The following is a 16,335-nucleotide window of genomic DNA, read 5'->3' on the forward strand; positions in this document are numbered from 1 at the left end:
ACCTTTCTACAAGCTCGACATCACTTCTAACATCGGAAGCATAACGGACATATACATAAGCAGAATGACAATTCCGATGAATAAGAATGTAAGCGGCTGTACATATTTTAAAATACGAAAAATAAACTGTTCCATTCTTTCCATCATAAATAGACTGTAATCATACAGTTCTTGAGAAAGCTCACCGTTCTGCTGACCATGCACAATAACTTGAGCCAAGTCTTTTTCATAATGAGATTTACCTGAAACGATATGATCTAATCGCATTCCTGAGGAAAGTTGATCTGTAAAAGCAAAAGCTTCCACTTGAAAAAACGGATGATGCTCTTGCTTTTGAAAAAGAGCAAAGCATTCATAAATAGATAAACCACCATTTAGTAAATTGCTCATATGAACAGAAAAAAAGTACGAGTTAAATAGCCGTGTGAACGTTCGGATAACGGGAACTCTCATAAAAAGCTGCATTTGAACTACTGGAGGCAATTTTTTAATATAAATCACATAAAACAAATAAAGAATGATTGGCATACTGATGACTGCAGGTAACACAAAAGGAAAGAACGACATCGCCTGCATAAATAAGAGAATAAACGAAGACTGCTTGTTTCCAAAGGATAAGTACAGAGCTTCAAACTGTGGAAGTAAAACCGTACTTAAAACAAATAAAATGGAAAGAATAAACAGCAGTAGCAATACGGGGTATTGAACAAGCTTTTGAAATTTTTTACGATGCCTTACTTTTTCTTCAATCATTGAGCTGCTTTCTTTTAAAGCAAATTGAAGGTTTCCATGCTGTTCCGCAAAATATAAATAGCTTAAAATATCGCGGTGAAACTGAAGTTTAACAAAAGCATCGTGCAAAGATTCTCCTCGTTTTAACTGCTCAAGACATTTTTCAATATCCGTTTTTTCTTTGTTAGATACTTGAAACGTCAAAAACGAAAGAGCTTGAGAAAGAGTGTAGCCTTTTTCCAAAAGCTTAGAGACCTGCTTAAGAATTTTTGCTTGCTGAGCAAGAGACCACCTTTTTTGTCTATTTGTCTTTACCCCCATCCGTCTAGCGAATGCGGATATAAATAGCCTAGCGCGATTCCTTTTAGAATCACATCTCGGAGCGTCTTATAATCATAATCCGCATTTTCTCCTTTCACTTCTCTCATCACTGCACTAAGCTCCTTGCCATAAAGCAATTCGTATATGCTGGACTGACGATGCTTTCTCATTTTTTTACAAGCGGGGTGGCATTTTCCGGAACACAGCGGACAGCGAATTTCTACAAGGCGCTGTGCAGCTACTGCTACAAGAGTCTGTTCCATTTCTTGAAAGCTAACCCCAAATTCAAGCAGCCTGTACAAAGATCCTTTTGTATCTTTAGTATGCATCGTTGTCAAAACCAAGTGTCCGGTAAGTGCTGCTCTCACAGCAATTTTGGCAGTCTCACTATCTCTTATTTCTCCCACCATGATAATGTCTGGGTCATGGCGCAATATAGCTTTTAAACCAGTCGTGTACGTAATCCCCGCCCGTTCATTTACCTGTACTTGAAGCACGGTTTCACTCGGTTTTTCAATAGGGTCTTCTAGTGTAATAACATTTCGATTAAAAAGGTGCTTTACTTCGTGTAAAAGAGTATATAGAGTAGTGGTTTTACCTGATCCTGTAGGACCGGTAAAAATAATTAATCCATGAGAGAATTTCAAGAGAGAAATAAGCTTTTTAGTATGTTCAGGAAAAAGAGATAAATGTTTGAGAGATGTAGATTGTTGGTGAGGCAAAAGCCGAATAACAAGACTTTCATCATGAGAAGTAGGAAGGGTTGATAAACGCAAATTTACTTGATAGTGATCAATGGAAGTGGTCAATGCACCATTTTGAGGTTTTCTGCGCTCGCCAATATCCATTCCCCCTAAAAATTTAAAATGCGAAATGAGCCGTTCAGACATTTCCTTTGAAATAACCCTCTTTAAAATAAGCTCCTGGTCAATTCTCAGCTGAATCACAGCATCTTTCTTTCGGGGCACAATATGCACATCAGAACTTCGGCACTCACATGCATCTCGTATAATGTAAGTTGCAAACTGTTCAATTTCGGTCAAGCGATCATCACTCCTTTATTTGTAATAAAGATGATTAGTAAAACATCTAGAAACAGTAATTTCGACCTTTTTCGAGATTTTCCTCCTTCTTTTTTCATTTTTTATAATTTTTTCAGTATACGCTTCTTTTCTTCGCTTCAGCCCTTGTACACGATGTACAACTTCTGTACACCTCTAAACGACTACATAAAAAAAGACAACGTGATGTAAAACTCTACGCTGTCGTTTTATTCGTTATTTACTGAATTGAACTTCTTCATCATGTACGCTTACACAACTAGAGAAGCAAGACTTGTTTTTTTCTTGACTAAATTTTTAAGAGCAGATTCGTTATAGCCTACTACAAGCTTTTTGCCATCTGTTAAAATTGGTCGGCGAAGCAAACGAGGATGTTCAATTAATAGATTGACTACTTCAGATAGTGTCATGCTATCCACATCAACATTTAACTTTTTATATTCTTGACTTCTTTTAGCAAGAAGTTCATCCATCCCTTCTGTTGTCATAGAAAGAAGTTCAAGCATTTCTTTATGAGTAGGTGTTTCTCTAAATAAATGACGCTCTTTAAAATTCACATCTTCCTTCACTAGCCATTTTTTCGTTTTACGACAAGATGTACAGCTCGGGTACGTATAAAATTTAATTTCTTCCATATGAAACCCTCCCGTTTTTTAGTTATAGATTGTTTATATACATTGTACATGTTTTGTATAACTTTTGTATAGTATTTTGCACATGTTTTGTATAACTTTTTTTCTTCTGTCGTATTTCAAGGAAAAGATAGCGTTTTCAGGAAAGAAAGGATGTATTATAATGGAAAAGTATCGATATAGTTTCATAAGTGCTTTCTAGTGCTTACACAGCGATGACATTCATCATGACACTAACTAAGTTTGATAAAGGAGGAAATGGACGTGGAACGAATGTACCGTGTAATGGGGTTCTGGACAGCAATTTTCACTGTAATGTTTTACCTCGGTCACATGCATAAGACTTCTTTACTCTTTTTAGCTCAAACAGGCTTTTTTGTAATTCTTAGTTATTTAAAGCTGTCTGAAAGAATGTACATTTACGTTTTCGGAGCATATTTGACCGTCTTTTTTGTGGGGTTCACGTACTGGTCAACTTTTATGATGACACCAGGACAGTAAAGAGAAAAGCGATGGGCTTCCATCGCTTTTTGTATTCTTAAAAACCATTTAGGAAAGGATTTTGATCCATTTCGTGTCCCACAGTTGTTTCAGGTCCGTGACCGCTTAGTACAAGCGTATCTTCTGGAAGGGACAGCAATTTCGATTCGATGCTTTCTAACAGCTGAGCTTGATTGCCTCCAGGTAAATCTGTACGTCCAATGCCGCCTGCAAAAAGCGCGTCACCAGATACTACAAAGTTACCCGATTTGAAATAATATGAAACGCTGCCAGGAGAATGGCCAGGCGTTTCGTACACCTCAAATTGGAATGAGCCAATTGTTAAATTGCCTTCGACTGAAATAATATCGGTTGCATCTGGAGCCGTAATTTCTCCTAAATCAAAAAATTTCGAACCGTTTAAATCACTATTATGAAGCCATTCTTTTTCATTTTTATGTACATAAAGCGGGATAGAGTAGTGATTCATCACTTCATCTACTCCTCCAATGTGATCAAAATGAGCGTGTGTCAGCAAAATAGCCAACGGTTTATACGTTTGTTTTTCTAGAAATTCAACGAGCTGTTTTCCCTGAGCTCCCGGGTCAAAAACTAAACACTCTTTTTTTTCGTTAGCAACGACATAACAATTCGTTTGAATAGGTCCTAGCGGTATACGATGATAGTTCATAATGTATCCTCCTTGTAAAATTTATTTCCGTTATATGCATTATCATACACACATCATCTTATAAATGAAAGTAAGGACCTTTCTAAGCTAATAAGGCGAAAGAAAGATTGGTTTTCATCTCGACAAACGGTTAGAAAAGTTTTACAATTAAAGGGATAAGCTAATGATAGCGCTTTAATTTTAAGTTGCCTAAAGGAGGTTTCTTCGAGTGGGTCTTATGATTATTTTTGCACTAACAACATTGCTAGGCGTATTTGCAGCTATTTCATCTTTTAGAAATAAAAACATATTAGGCATTGGTTTTTCGGTACTAACATTCGGTGTGTTCGGATGGTTTACCGTGATGACCATTATACATCACGGTTATCCGGCGGTACATCATTAAAAAAGCCACGCAAAGCATATGCTTTGCGTGGCTTTTCAAATAGATAGATATTCCATTGCCGCAACTAAAATAGCTTTGGTCGGATTATATACGCGTGATATTTGAGATAAAGGCAGCGGATTAATTCCTTTCCCCAGTTCTAAGGTGAACCCTAGCTTTTTCTTTTCTAAGATAAACCAATCCTTAAATCCAGCGTGACTATCAATCGTTTTGACTGCTTTATAACCGCTTACCCTTTCAAAATAACTGGCTATTTCCTCCGCTTCCGTCGGCTCTTCATTCATATACCCCCAGTAAAATTCTTCTCCTTGGGTATGTAAAGCAATCACACAATCAAAATTATGACGCTCAACGAGTTTTACCATTGCCTGCGCTTCAGGTTCAGACAGAGATTCATAACCTGGAAAGTCCCGATAATGCGGAGCTTTAGGTTCTTTGCGCTTTTTTTCAATTTCCCAATAGGCTGGAAACTGATTGTTTAAGTCTACCCCTCGGATATTTGCTTTCCAGCTTTGAAAATCAGGAAAATCTCTTCCTATTTTAGAAAGAAAAGACGCATAAGGTTCACTTACAGGAGGACCTTTTAAGACCAGATCTACTCCATCTGGATTAACAATTGGAACCGCAGAAAGCGTAATTTGATTAAAAAGAGCTCTTGCTTCCTGCCCGTTCAACGCCTGGTCGTAATGAAGAGCAGCTAAATAATCTTCAACAAACTGTAGAAGAACATTTGTCGTAATCCATTCATTGGCATGAAAAGACGCATTAATATGAACCTTTCTTTCTCCGTTTCCAATTAAAATATGAGGAATCGGCTTTCCAAGCACGCTGCACCCTATCCATTCAAGAGAACCATAGGGGTAGTACGTCAAAAGTGTTTGGATATCTTGTATTGTTCGCATGTAATCGTAGGGCTTTTGGATATCTACAATTTGCATAATCTTCACTCCTTTACACTATGTATATGTAAAGATTGAAAAGATGCATGATAAAAAAGCGCTTTGACTAAATGTCAAAGCGCTTTTTTATCTCAGTTAGATTCTTGCTTATTATTCAAAATAAGATTTAACTAACCAAGCTCCTCCAATAATTCCCGCATCGTTTCCTAAAGTAGCGATTGCTAGTTCAGCACCTTGCGCTACGCGAGGAAATGCAAAACGTTTGAAATAATCTCTTACCGGTGCAAGTAATACCTCGCCTGCACGAGACACACCGCCGCCTAGAACGATCTTCTCAGGGTTTAATGCATTAGCAGAGTTTGCTAGTGCTAGACCTAAATGAAAGGCAACTTTATCTACAACATGCATAGCTAACTCGTCTTTTGAACGAGCTGCATCAAATACATCTTTAGATGTAACTTGTCCATTTTGTTCTAACACTGTGCGAAGCTCACTTGGTTTGTCCGTTTCCGTTAATTCTTCCATTGTTAAACGTACAATTCCAGTTGCTGAAGCAATGGTTTCTAAACAGCCGGTTTTGCCGCAGTTACACGGTGCCCCACCTTCAGGAATAGAAGTAATGTGCCCGATCTCACCCGCGGCTCCATTTACGCCTTGTACAATTTCACCGTTTGCAATGACGCCACCGCCAACGCCTGTGCCAAGCGTAACGCAAAGTAAATCTTTTGCTCCGTCTCCAGCACCCTTCCACATTTCTCCAATCGCTGCAATGTTTGCATCATTGTCTACTACAACAGGAAGAGAAGTTTCTACTTCCAAGATATCTTTGATAGGGAATTTTTCCCAACCTAAATTGACTGCTACTTCAATCGAACCGTTTGCAAAGTTAACAGGCCCCGGTGCACCAATACCAATTCCTACTAACCTTGATTTTATTTCTCCAAGATCGTTTAACTTTTTATCAATTGCTTTTGCAATATCTGTTGGAATTTTACGGCCTTGCTCGCTCACATCCGTATTAATTTCCCACTTGTGAATGATTTCTCCATAATGATTAATAAAGGCCATTTTTATTGTTGTACCGCCTAAATCAACTCCAACTAACCATTTGTCATCCATGTTCATTCATCCTTTTTCTCTTTTTGTTGTTTTAACTCTCGACGAAGCAAAAGAATTGCCATTTGGTAATCACGTACATCAATCAAGTTAGACTGATATAACTCTTTTACTTCCGCTTCCATCAGCTCTAAATCAGCAATACGATCGCCCACGTATATAAAAATGCCGAAGGACTTTAATAATTGTTGTACATCATATAACGTATTCATTCTGTCACCTTTATCCTATTTTCTAGGTGATATGATTCATTTATTTTGAGATAACTCAACAGTCATTCAGTCATAAACAGCGGCCGTATTTAACGCCCACTGCTAGGTCTACATATTAATATTCTAGTAAACGTTCTCACAATAGTAAAGTATAAAATATTAAATTCGTCATTCAACAGTTTTAATTTCCTAGCTCTTGCTTCAGCTTTTCGTATTTTTCATTTTGCGGTTCAAGCGCAATTGCTTTATCGATATTTTGTGTGGCCGCTGGAATATCATTCAGTTTCATATTCACCAGAGCTAAATTGTAATACGCCTCATGAAAAGTTGAATCATACTTTACAGCCTGATTCAATTGCTGTTTAGCTTCTTTATAATTTTCAAGATAAAATTCTGCGTTAGCACTGACGAAATACACGTTACTATTTCCTGTTCCTTTTTCAACAAAAAGCTTAATGGCATCTTTTGCTTCTTTATACTGCTTCTGCTGAAGATACGTAGCCGCTACGCTGAGTGCATAGGGCTCATCTTGATAAACAGAACGCTCATGATATCCATAAAAAAGCAGACTTCCTACTAATAAAAGCGTGCAAATGAAAGCCGGAATCTGAATATACAGCTTTTTTTGTTTCGGTAAACTGACGATGCTCGCAGCTAAAAATCCCCCAACCAAACCGCCAATATGCCCTGCATTATCGACGTTCGGCGCAACAAATCCAAAAATCAAGTTAATCACAATGATGACAATGAAACTCGATCCCATTGTTCGAAAAAAGAAGCGTGGATTTGTTCTTGCTAAAAACAGTAAAGCTCCAAAGCAACCGAAAATGGCCCCTGAGGCTCCTGCGGAAATGGACGTATTCCATATAAAACTTCCTAGAGATCCTGCAAACCCGGCAAATATATAAATAAAGACAAAACGCCCGCTACCATATATCCTCTCTACAAGCGTTCCTAAATAATACAGGGCTACACTATTCATAAGCAAATGCAGAAGTCCTATATGCAAAATTATAGGTGTAAAAAAACGCCACCATTCGCCTTCCATAATTAACGGGTTGTATTTAGCTCCGTATTGAATCAGAGTGAGCGTATTTTGTGTACTGCTCTTCCACTCCAGAAATAGAAACATTAAGATTTGCAGCGCTAAAAATATATATGTAAAAATAGGCTTCCCGTATCCAGCTATTTGCTGTTCTTCGCTTTGTTTTTTCTGTACAAAGAGCACAATTTTATGTTTCCACTGGTCTATTCGCTGTGCTTCTTCTTCGGAAGAGCAATTGTCTGCGCTTTCTAATGTAAGACCCAGCCGTTCGAATAGAGGTTCATAAGCGCTTGCTTTCTCTGCCGTTAGTTGTTCAACGTAACTATTCACTTTAGAGGGACTTGGCGCACTTTCTAAGGACTGCTCTGTATAAAAAGGATCAAAATCAGCAAAGTAAATCGTGTTAAGAGTAAGCGTTGATTTACCTCTCTGCTTTCGCACATTCTCAGCTCTTTGTAATGCATACAATACATCTTTTTGCTGCTCAACGGCTGATTTAAAATTCCGGCGGACTATACGGACGATTGACTTATCTTTACGATGCGAAGACTGAAACCATAGCTCTGAAGCATCAGCTTTCATCGAAATCAGCTCGTATGAAGAATGGCCAAGCAATTGCTGTGCCAGCTGCAAATAATAAAAATCTTGCCTAGACAAATAGTCACCTCCTCACACTCTCTATATGTAAAGATGGCAGAAAGCCAGGAAAAAAGCAACGATTTTCCCTTTTTCTTTTTCTACAAAAAAACACCTTACAAGTCTGTAAGGTGTTTTTTATGTATCTTTCGCTCTTAGCGGAAGACCTGCTTCATTAAACGATCCCGAACAAACGGCAAATTAAAAAATGAACGAACAGCTAGACTGCGGATAAATGAATTTCCAAACAGCGAATTTAAAACACGGTATCTCATTTGATAGCCCAGCGTTCCAACAACTAAAAGCGTAAGTACTAATACAATATGTCTCATTTTCAAGCCTCCTTACGTTTACTTTGCTCCTATGACGAACATTTTATGCTCTTATATAGGTAAAAGCAGGATAAGGATTCCGCCCGTAAAAGCAGCAAGCAAAATAGCGGCAAGATTCACAACATCATTGTTAAAGAAAGTTATTCCTTTCTCTTTTATCGTTGGTTTACGGCAATGGTCTTTCCGTTCCGTTTCAATACCGCAGCTTTGACAGCGAAAGCGAACTTGCACACTTGCCCCAAGAAGAGTGTCTATAGCGTTTCCAATAAAACCAAAGCACCCGACTAGCAATATACTACTCAGCGATACGGATGGAAAAGCAAAATAACAAGCGGCAGCGATAAGAAAAGCTCCAGCTGCTCCGGCTGCTGTACCTAAAAGTGAAACGGCTCCTGAGGTACCCGCTTCTACTCTCTTTAATGTCCAAAGGTAAAACGGCGGCTTCTTACTAAGAGACCCTATTTCAGATGCCCATGTGTCCGCATTAGCAGCTGAGATACTGATCATAAACATCCACATGTAAACAGGAAAAGCTGTTGCTGCATATAACAAACCGCAAGCAGCAGCTACACCTCCATTAGCAAGGACTTGAATATAATCTCGTCTGTCGTGCTTCTCTAGCTTTTCTTCTAATGCGTGTTTTTTTTCTTTTTTGTACTTACTACACAACGTAGAAGTGCTAAAAAATAAGAGTAAGAGTAAAAAACCTTGAAGCGAAAAACCGATATAAACGCTCGCTCCTACGAGAAAAGACATGCAGGCTCCCGATACTGTCAGTGCTTTTGCTATGTAGCCTGCTCCTGCCATGAGTAATATTACAATTATCATGACAGCATCAAACGGATTCACAGCAAATAAGCTCCTTCTCTGTCAAAATATATTCAACGGGAATATCATGAGATTCATGTGGGACCTCTGAAACCACTTGACAATCAAACGCAAGGCTTAGCTTCTGTCCGGTATAATCTGTTAGATAACGATCGTAATAGCCGCCTCCATAGCCGATACGATATCCATTTTTGCTATATACCACGCCAGGCACAAGGAGTAAATCAATTGAAGATTTTGAAACGGGAACAGTTTCTTCAACAATTGGCTCCGCTAACCCGTAGTACACTGTTTCAAGCTGTGAAAAATTCGTAATCTCGTAGAAAACCATTTGAGATGTTGTGGGGTTGCATTTTGGAACAGCTACTTTCTTTCCATCTTTCCAAGCACGTTCAATGATGGCTTTCGTATTAACTTCTTTATTTCTTGAAACCGTAGCTGCAATGACTCTAGCTTCTTTCCATAAACAAGTTTCATACAGTGCATTTGCTATGCTTGTTGAATGTGCCTCGTGCTGCTCTTCAGAAATTAAATTAAGAACGCGCTTCATCTCTTTGCGCAGATGAGATTTCATTTTAATTCCCCCTATAAAAAAAACAGCAGGATTGTACTCCTACTGCTTACTTTGTTTCACGATGAAGTGTAACTTTTTTAAGTCTTGGGCTGTATTTTTTTAACTCAAGACGATCTGGGTTATTACGCTTGTTTTTAGTTGTAATGTAATTACGGTCACCAGTTTCAGTGCAAGCTAATGTAACGTTTACGCGCATCTATTTTCCCTCCAAACATTATAAACATAAATCAGACTTTAATATAATATCATTTTTCGAAAGGAAATGCCAGTCTGTTTTTTTGAAGAAAGTCATTTAATTTCATTTCTTCACTTTTTCTTTCCTCTTAGAGCCCTGAGCTCCTTCTCTGCTACGCCTTATATATAGATGAAGTTTCTTGAAATAAGCGGAACTCTTTTTATGAGAGGGGTACTTCCTTTCTTTTAAATAAAAGCCATTATTTACACTCTTTGATACTCTTGTATTTTTTCTACAAAATATGCCGACAGCTTCTTGGCAGTCTGAGTGTTTAACGCCTCTGAATAAATATTTAATACAGGCAAGTGACCATCGGGCAAAATAAGCGTCCATTCATGGGGATCATGGTAAATCTTTAAGCCATCAATGACATACACTTGTTTACCGATTGCTTCTTCTAATAGTTTCTTCATCACTTGTTCTTGAATTTCTAGCGGACATGAAATATACCGCCAGTTCATATAAGCGTGCGGGACATATTGAATCATTTCAGAAATTTTCCGCTGTTGCACCATAATTAATTCGATCAGCTGACATAAAGCGTACATGGCATCTAACTGAAATTGAACGGGCCCCAAAAGACTAAGCAAATCACGTTTTTTTGCTTTTGTCCTCATAAATGATTGATTGAGAGATTGAGCAAATGTTTCTAGTGTGGATGAATAGTGTATAGGAATAGGAACGAATGCTACTTTTTTTGTCATGTATACGCTATAAATATAAAGCGACATAATTTCTGAGTCATTTACGCTGCAGCCTTTTTCATCATATAGAGCAAATGTTTCTCCATCTTCTTTAATCTGAATACAAAAAGACAGCTTATTTCGTTTAATTATTCGTTTGATTTCTTCTGTTTTCTCCCATTTGTTTAAAAATAAAACGTGGACACGAAGACGCTTACATAATAATTCGACAACTTCCTGTATAAACGGCGAACAAATCACGCCAATCCTCGTACTGTCTTCTAATAAAATATGCTGATTAATTGATTTTACTAAAGCATCGCAATATTCTTCCCTGATATTTCCTATGCTTGTTTCTTTAAGTGAAACAGAAGTTGTTATGTTTGCTTTTTTAGCTTGAAGGTACATCCGCTCAATCTTTTTTTCAATAAGCTGATTAACTAATTGCCCTTTCTTATCATATATTTCTAAAAAGAGGCCGCTGTTTTTGCTATCCACACCAATATAAATACCAATGCTCGCTTGTGAAGTCATCATGTAATATCGAAATACCGGAAGAGCTTCTTTTTTAATATCATACACAGCTGAATGATTACTCCGTAAAAAAGAAAAGCATTCTTTGCGAAGTTGAATGGCTTCTCCTTCATCATCGCTTGCTAGACAGAACGACCCTTGGTGTTTGCATACAAGTAATAACGCATTGTATAGTCTTTCTCGATCAACAGATGAATGTACATACAGGCGACCGTTTTTGAAGATAGAAACATCCGGTTTTACAGAAAGTTGAGGTAGCACTTGATTTTCAGCTACTGTATCTTGGACATACGTAGTCATTGCTTGAACATTTACATAGGGACCTATCGTAGCGTTGTATAAAAACGATTCTGCCCCCACCGTTACGTTTTGAAGCAAAATCGTTTTATCGATTGCAGCATGTGCTTCTATGATACTATTGGTGCCGATAATCGTGTAAGGACCAATTGAAGCACCTTTTCTAATCACCACATTTTCTCCTACGTAAACCGGATCGTAAATAGTCACCCCTTCTTCTATAAGCGCGTCATCTGAGACAATACTTTCCTGTCTATTGCCAAACCACTTCCTCCACAAATCATAGTGTGCTTGACGATAATGGTGGATTTGCCCAATATCAATCCAATAATCTTCCGTTACAAAACTGCATACAGTATGATTATATTCCAAAAGAAGCGGGATAATGTCAAAGCTAAAATCTGTAGGACCATAAGAATTCACGTAATCAAGAACGGATTTTTTGATCACATACACTCCCGTATTAATCAATCGGCTATTGGCCTGTTCGTAGGTCGGTTTCTCTACAAATCCCGCGACTCGATGCCCTTCATCTATCGTCACCACTCCATAACCCCGCACGTCGTTTACTTCTTTTGTAACAATGGTCATTTCGCTTTTTTGTTCATAATGAAAATGAATAACGTCTTGAAGATTAATTTCTGTTAAGGCATCTCCACTAATAATAATACAGTCTTCCTCAATAAAGGCCTCTGCTCGCTTAATTCCGCCCGCTGTTCCAAGAGGCTCTTTTTCGATAAAATAAGTAAGCGTCACTCCCCACTGAGAGCCATCCCCAAAGTATTCAATAATTTGTTCATGCCTATACTGCAGCGTAATCCCAATCTCTGTAATTCCATGTTTCTTAAGCAGTTCGATGCTATATTCCATCACAGGTTTATCGTAAAGCGGCAGCATAGGCTTTGGAATCGTATAGGTCAAGGGCTGCAGTCTTGTTCCTTTACCGCCAGCAAGTATAATGGCTTTCAATTTTTTGCCTCCCTCCTTTTTTTATCCTGGCAAATGTGATGTTGAAACAGCTTACTTGTATCAATAGCGATTTTTTCCCAGCTAAACATAGTTGTTGCTTTTCTATACCCATTTTCGCTGATTTTTGCAGCCGTTTTTTCATTTTTTAACAAAAATTCAATACAGTTGATTAATTCGAGCGTATCTCCTCGGGCAAACGTCAGGCCCGTGTCGAAATGTGAAACAATATCGCTTAGACCTCCTGTATCGGCAACGATAGTTGGCTTCTTGGCTACCATCCCCTCTAAAGCCACAATTCCAAAAGGTTCATATAAACTTGGAAAAACAACCATTTTGCAAGCTTGAAGAAGCTGATTTCGTTCGTTATCGGTAATGTATCCAATAAAATACACGTATTTGTCTAGTTGCTTTTCACTTACCTGTGTTCGAAACTCATGAAGTAAAGGCCCTTTTCCTGCTACAACGAATTGAACATCTATTTGTTTTTTCTTAAATAGTTCCGCTGCTTCAATAAATAGCTGAAATCCTTTTTCATATACAATTCGTCCAATTGAAAAAATAATAGGGGCCTTTCTAAAATTATATTTCTTTTGTAAACTTTCTTTTAACCGCTCATTTACTGCGTCGACTACCAGCTGCTTGTCAATTCCATTTGGAAATATAGCAATTTTATCTTGCTCTACGTGAAATAAAGTGATTAATTCTTTCTTCATATAGTCGCTGCAGACAATGATTGAGCTTGATTGTCGAATCAGCTCCTCTTCCTGCAAGTGAATTTTCTGCTGCATGTCATTATGAATACCATTATTGCGCCCATGTTCTGTTGCATGAATGGTCGTAATTAGCGGTCTATCCGTTTTATCTGCTAAACATTTTGCAGCGGATGCAACAAGCCAGTCATGAGCATGAATAACGTCAAAAGACAGCTTGTAGCCTAACTGCAGTCCTCTAAGAGCCATAGCCACGTTCAAACTGTTTACCCATGTCAAAAAATCCGGATGATGAGGCTGCAGGCTTTTAACTCGGTAAACGTGAACACCGTATAAACGCTCATATTCCGGCAGCCCCTCTACATACGTTGTTAATACACTAACATGATGGCCCGCCTTTGCTAACGCTCTGGATAAATCAAATACATGTCGTGCAAGTCCTCCGATAACTAGAGGAGGGAATTCCCATGCAAGCATTAAAATGGAGAGACCGCCTTTATATTGATTTACTGATAAAGCCGCCGGCTCTATCTCTTTTGTAGGGTATAAAAAAGAACTTCCTGAAAGAAAACTGTTTTCGCTATCCATCCTTGGATTCTCTTCGTGACAAAGAAAATCAAATAGTTTTACTTGCCTTTCGTATTCATCTCTGACTTTTTCAAAATTATAAATCCAATCGCTGCTACTTAAAAGGAGCCACTGTCGGTAGATAGCATTCACCACGCTAGGATGTTTAGAATCGATAACATCTAGCATCGCCTCTGACTTCTGTACGGTTGAAATAAACAATTGATTGTTCTCACTGACAAATTCAGCGCTTTTTGTTGCACCGTAGAGTGCAAGAGTTTCGTTTTGATGAAACTCTATATCCCTCGCGTAATCTAAAGGATATTGAAATGTACCGCTTGCTGCTTGCATTCGCTGAAAGCCAAGCGTGTCCTTAGCCTTCAAATCCAAAACAGCGCTCGCTTTATTCATTGTTCCTTCCTCAACTTGTTTTCCTTGCTTAGGATATGGAAACAAGATAATGCCAGCAGGCGACTTTTTTAGTTCATCTGTTGATGACTTCACAAAGGTATAGCGCATTTCATGAGATTTTAGGAGCATATCTACTTGATGAGTATACTCTCCTTGCTGTATAAAAAAACCGACGGGCTTTTTTTCAAAAAACTGTTGAAAAACACGTATTGCTTCTGTAATTTGGAGATTTAATGTTTGTTCGGTTTTAAGGGTGGAAACGAACGCGTTCGTTACGGTAGTAGGAATACATTCCATCATGTCATGCTGAAAGAAATATTTGCAGGCTGAGAACAAGCTCCCGTTCCACTTTTTTAAAAAAGTGAGTGCTCTCTGATGCTGCCGGCTTGAAAACTGGTGTAAATATTGAGCGTAACGAGGGTTAAACTCCTCGTCGTTTAATGCGTTCAACAACACACAAGACATCACAGCTGTTGCACCTATCAATTTCTTAGACTCAATTTGATCTAAAAAAGGGATGAACTCGTTCGTTACTTGTTCAAACAGCGGATACTCACTCTCTGTTTGAAGTACATGTAGCAACGGACAATGCATATAAGTTAAAAGAATACAGTCATCACTATTCATATTGCTTCTTCACCTGCTCCAAGTCATTTGAATATAAGGAATATGTGCTAAATTCATTTTGAACACCCTGGTGAACTTTTACAGGTTCGTACATCCAGCCTAACGAAGTTACATTCACTTGTTCATGTTGTTCTTTCATCAAATAAACTGGATTCGAACGAAGAAGGGAAAAAAAACTTCCTTCTTTATCTTGAATACCAATATCTATTACATACGTGCGCTCACTTTCCAAGCTGTTCATAAACATGAAGTCTTGCTTAGGAGTAAGACCCTTCATATAATAGCGGTTTGATTCATGGCCGTTAAAATGAAGACCTGTTATATCATACGTACACATAGCTAGATTCAATTCTTCCCACCGTGTCGAAAACATACTTTCTACCATCTCTCGAATATGCTCAGAAAACGACCAGTGAACATAAATACGAGATGAGTCAAGCTGAGTAGCTATACACACATTTAAGTTTTGAATAAGATTAGCAGCCACTGTTTTATCACTTCGTTTCTTAGAATGTTTTTTCTACATATAAATGCCGTAAACTTATTAACATCTTACCATTCAGAAAAAGTTGCCACAATAAACGCAATTTGTCGATTTGTGTTAAAAATTCAGGTTAACATAGTAATTATAATTTACTAACAAAAAAACCTCTTCGCTTATTAGAAGAGGTTTTTCTACTATTCGTTTAAGTCGTAGCGTTTGCCTTTTACAAGGTAAAATACGCTTTCTGCTACGTTAGTGGTATGATCAGCCATACGCTCTAAATAGCGGGCTACAAATAAAAGCTGCGTAATTTGGTTCATAGCCTCCTGCTTTTCTTTAGCAAGACTTAAAAGTTCTTTGATTGTTATTCCGTAAAGTTCATCCACTTGATCGTCCATTTCCGCTACTTTTTTAGCCAGCACAAGATCTTCCTCGTGATAAGCTTTTAACGAAAGGCTCAACATTTCAATCGAAATATCGTGCATTTTCTTTACGTGTTCTAACGGCTTAATTAATTCTTCGTTTCCAATTCGTATAGCTGATTTTGCTACGTTAACCGCAAAATCTGCCATACGCTCAACATCCGAAGCAATTTTAATTGCCACAATGATACGTCTTAAATCGATAGCCACCGGCTGCTGCTTTGCGATCAGTAAGATAGCTAGGTCATTAATTTCTTCTTCTAAGTCATCCACGTATGAATCGCCGTCGATAATTTCTAGCGCCAGCTCAACGTTGCTTGTTTGCAACGCTTCAATTGATTTTGATAGCGCCTCATGCGTTAAGCGCCCTATTTCTAATAATTTTTCACGTAATATCTTTAAATCACCATGAAACTTTTCGCGTACAACCACTCATCCCATCTCCTTGTATG

18 protein-coding genes are annotated in these 16,335 nt (G+C 38.1%); 2 read left to right on the plus strand and 16 right to left on the minus strand.

Annotated elements, in window-relative coordinates; all coding sequences use genetic code 11:
• Positions 1-6: 6 nt before the first annotated feature.
• The 3 genes from comGB to mgsR form a co-directional block, all read right to left on the minus strand.
• Complete coding sequence (comGB, locus tag LAV82_RS04180) at positions 7-1,053, minus strand: competence type IV pilus assembly protein ComGB (RefSeq protein WP_013059176.1); 1,047 nt, start codon at positions 1,051-1,053, stop codon at positions 7-9.
• Positions 1,044-2,096 (minus strand): competence type IV pilus ATPase ComGA, encoded by a 1,053-nt coding sequence (gene comGA, locus LAV82_RS04185; RefSeq protein ID WP_013059177.1) that lies wholly within the window; start codon positions 2,094-2,096, stop codon positions 1,044-1,046. Before comGA ends, comGB begins: the two co-directional genes overlap by 10 nt.
• A 269-nt stretch (positions 2,097-2,365) precedes the next feature.
• A complete protein-coding gene (gene mgsR / locus LAV82_RS04190; protein ID WP_013059178.1) occupies positions 2,366-2,749 on the minus strand; it encodes a transcriptional regulator MgsR in 384 nt (127 codons plus the stop codon).
• Positions 2,750-3,010: 261 nt separating this feature from the next.
• Between mgsR and LAV82_RS04195 the strand changes: the two genes are divergently transcribed.
• Positions 3,011-3,247 (plus strand): DUF2626 domain-containing protein, encoded by a 237-nt coding sequence (locus LAV82_RS04195; protein ID WP_013059179.1) that lies wholly within the window; start codon positions 3,011-3,013, stop codon positions 3,245-3,247.
• 37 nt (positions 3,248-3,284) lie between these two features.
• Here the strand turns inward: LAV82_RS04195 and LAV82_RS04200 are convergent, their stop codons facing one another.
• On the minus strand, positions 3,285-3,917 hold the full coding sequence (locus LAV82_RS04200; protein WP_014458225.1) for an MBL fold metallo-hydrolase: 633 nt from the start codon (positions 3,915-3,917) through the stop codon (positions 3,285-3,287).
• A gap of 208 nt (positions 3,918-4,125) precedes the next feature.
• Here LAV82_RS04200 and LAV82_RS04205 point away from each other — a divergent pair, with 208 nt between their 5' ends.
• Complete coding sequence (locus LAV82_RS04205) at positions 4,126-4,302, plus strand: DUF2759 domain-containing protein (protein WP_013059181.1); 177 nt, start codon at positions 4,126-4,128, stop codon at positions 4,300-4,302.
• Between the two features lie 35 nt (positions 4,303-4,337).
• Here the strand turns inward: LAV82_RS04205 and LAV82_RS04210 are convergent, their stop codons facing one another.
• From LAV82_RS04210 to phoU, 12 genes are all read right to left on the minus strand, one after another.
• Entirely contained in the window at positions 4,338-5,240 is a 903-nt protein-coding gene (locus LAV82_RS04210) for a M14 family metallopeptidase (RefSeq protein ID WP_211077294.1), read from the minus strand.
• 111 nt (positions 5,241-5,351) lie between these two features.
• Positions 5,352-6,320, minus strand: coding sequence for an ROK family glucokinase (locus tag LAV82_RS04215; protein ID WP_182003449.1), 969 nt, complete (start codon positions 6,318-6,320; stop codon positions 5,352-5,354).
• A 2-nt stretch (positions 6,321-6,322) separates the two neighbouring features.
• Positions 6,323-6,529 (minus strand): YqgQ family protein, encoded by a 207-nt coding sequence (locus LAV82_RS04220; protein WP_013059184.1) that lies wholly within the window; start codon positions 6,527-6,529, stop codon positions 6,323-6,325.
• A 181-nt stretch (positions 6,530-6,710) separates the two neighbouring features.
• Entirely contained in the window at positions 6,711-8,231 is a 1,521-nt protein-coding gene (locus tag LAV82_RS04225; RefSeq protein WP_211077293.1) for a rhomboid family protein, read from the minus strand.
• Between the two features lie 134 nt (positions 8,232-8,365).
• Complete coding sequence (gene yqgO, locus LAV82_RS04230; RefSeq protein ID WP_013059186.1) at positions 8,366-8,542, minus strand: protein YqgO; 177 nt, start codon at positions 8,540-8,542, stop codon at positions 8,366-8,368.
• 51 nt (positions 8,543-8,593) lie between these two features.
• On the minus strand, positions 8,594-9,391 hold the full coding sequence (locus LAV82_RS04235) for a DUF92 domain-containing protein (protein WP_211077292.1): 798 nt from the start codon (positions 9,389-9,391) through the stop codon (positions 8,594-8,596).
• Complete coding sequence (locus tag LAV82_RS04240; RefSeq protein WP_013059188.1) at positions 9,378-9,944, minus strand: 5-formyltetrahydrofolate cyclo-ligase; 567 nt, start codon at positions 9,942-9,944, stop codon at positions 9,378-9,380. Before LAV82_RS04240 ends, LAV82_RS04235 begins: the two co-directional genes overlap by 14 nt.
• Positions 9,945-9,990: 46 nt before the next feature.
• Entirely contained in the window at positions 9,991-10,140 is a 150-nt protein-coding gene (gene rpmG, locus LAV82_RS04245; RefSeq protein ID WP_013059189.1) for a 50S ribosomal protein L33, read from the minus strand.
• Positions 10,141-10,382: 242 nt separating this feature from the next.
• Positions 10,383-12,662: a sugar phosphate nucleotidyltransferase gene (locus tag LAV82_RS04250; RefSeq protein ID WP_499715679.1), complete on the minus strand. Its 2,280-nt coding sequence runs from the start codon at positions 12,660-12,662 to the stop codon at positions 10,383-10,385.
• The gene (locus LAV82_RS04255; RefSeq protein WP_499715680.1) at positions 12,659-14,977 is read right to left on the minus strand and encodes a glycosyltransferase; all 2,319 of its coding nucleotides are present in this window, start codon (positions 14,975-14,977) and stop codon (positions 12,659-12,661) included. Before LAV82_RS04255 ends, LAV82_RS04250 begins: the two co-directional genes overlap by 4 nt.
• The gene (locus tag LAV82_RS04260; RefSeq protein ID WP_013059192.1) at positions 14,970-15,464 is read right to left on the minus strand and encodes a DUF4912 domain-containing protein; all 495 of its coding nucleotides are present in this window, start codon (positions 15,462-15,464) and stop codon (positions 14,970-14,972) included. Before LAV82_RS04260 ends, LAV82_RS04255 begins: the two co-directional genes overlap by 8 nt.
• A gap of 191 nt (positions 15,465-15,655) precedes the next feature.
• Positions 15,656-16,315, minus strand: a complete 660-nt coding sequence (phoU, locus tag LAV82_RS04265) for a phosphate signaling complex protein PhoU (RefSeq protein WP_013059193.1) — start codon at positions 16,313-16,315, stop codon at positions 15,656-15,658.
• Between the last annotated feature and the right edge of the window lie 20 nt (positions 16,316-16,335).

It is taken from the genome of Bacillus sp. ILBB4 (genome assembly GCF_035064545.1).
Lineage (GTDB): Bacteria > Bacillota > Bacilli > Bacillales > Bacillaceae_H > Priestia.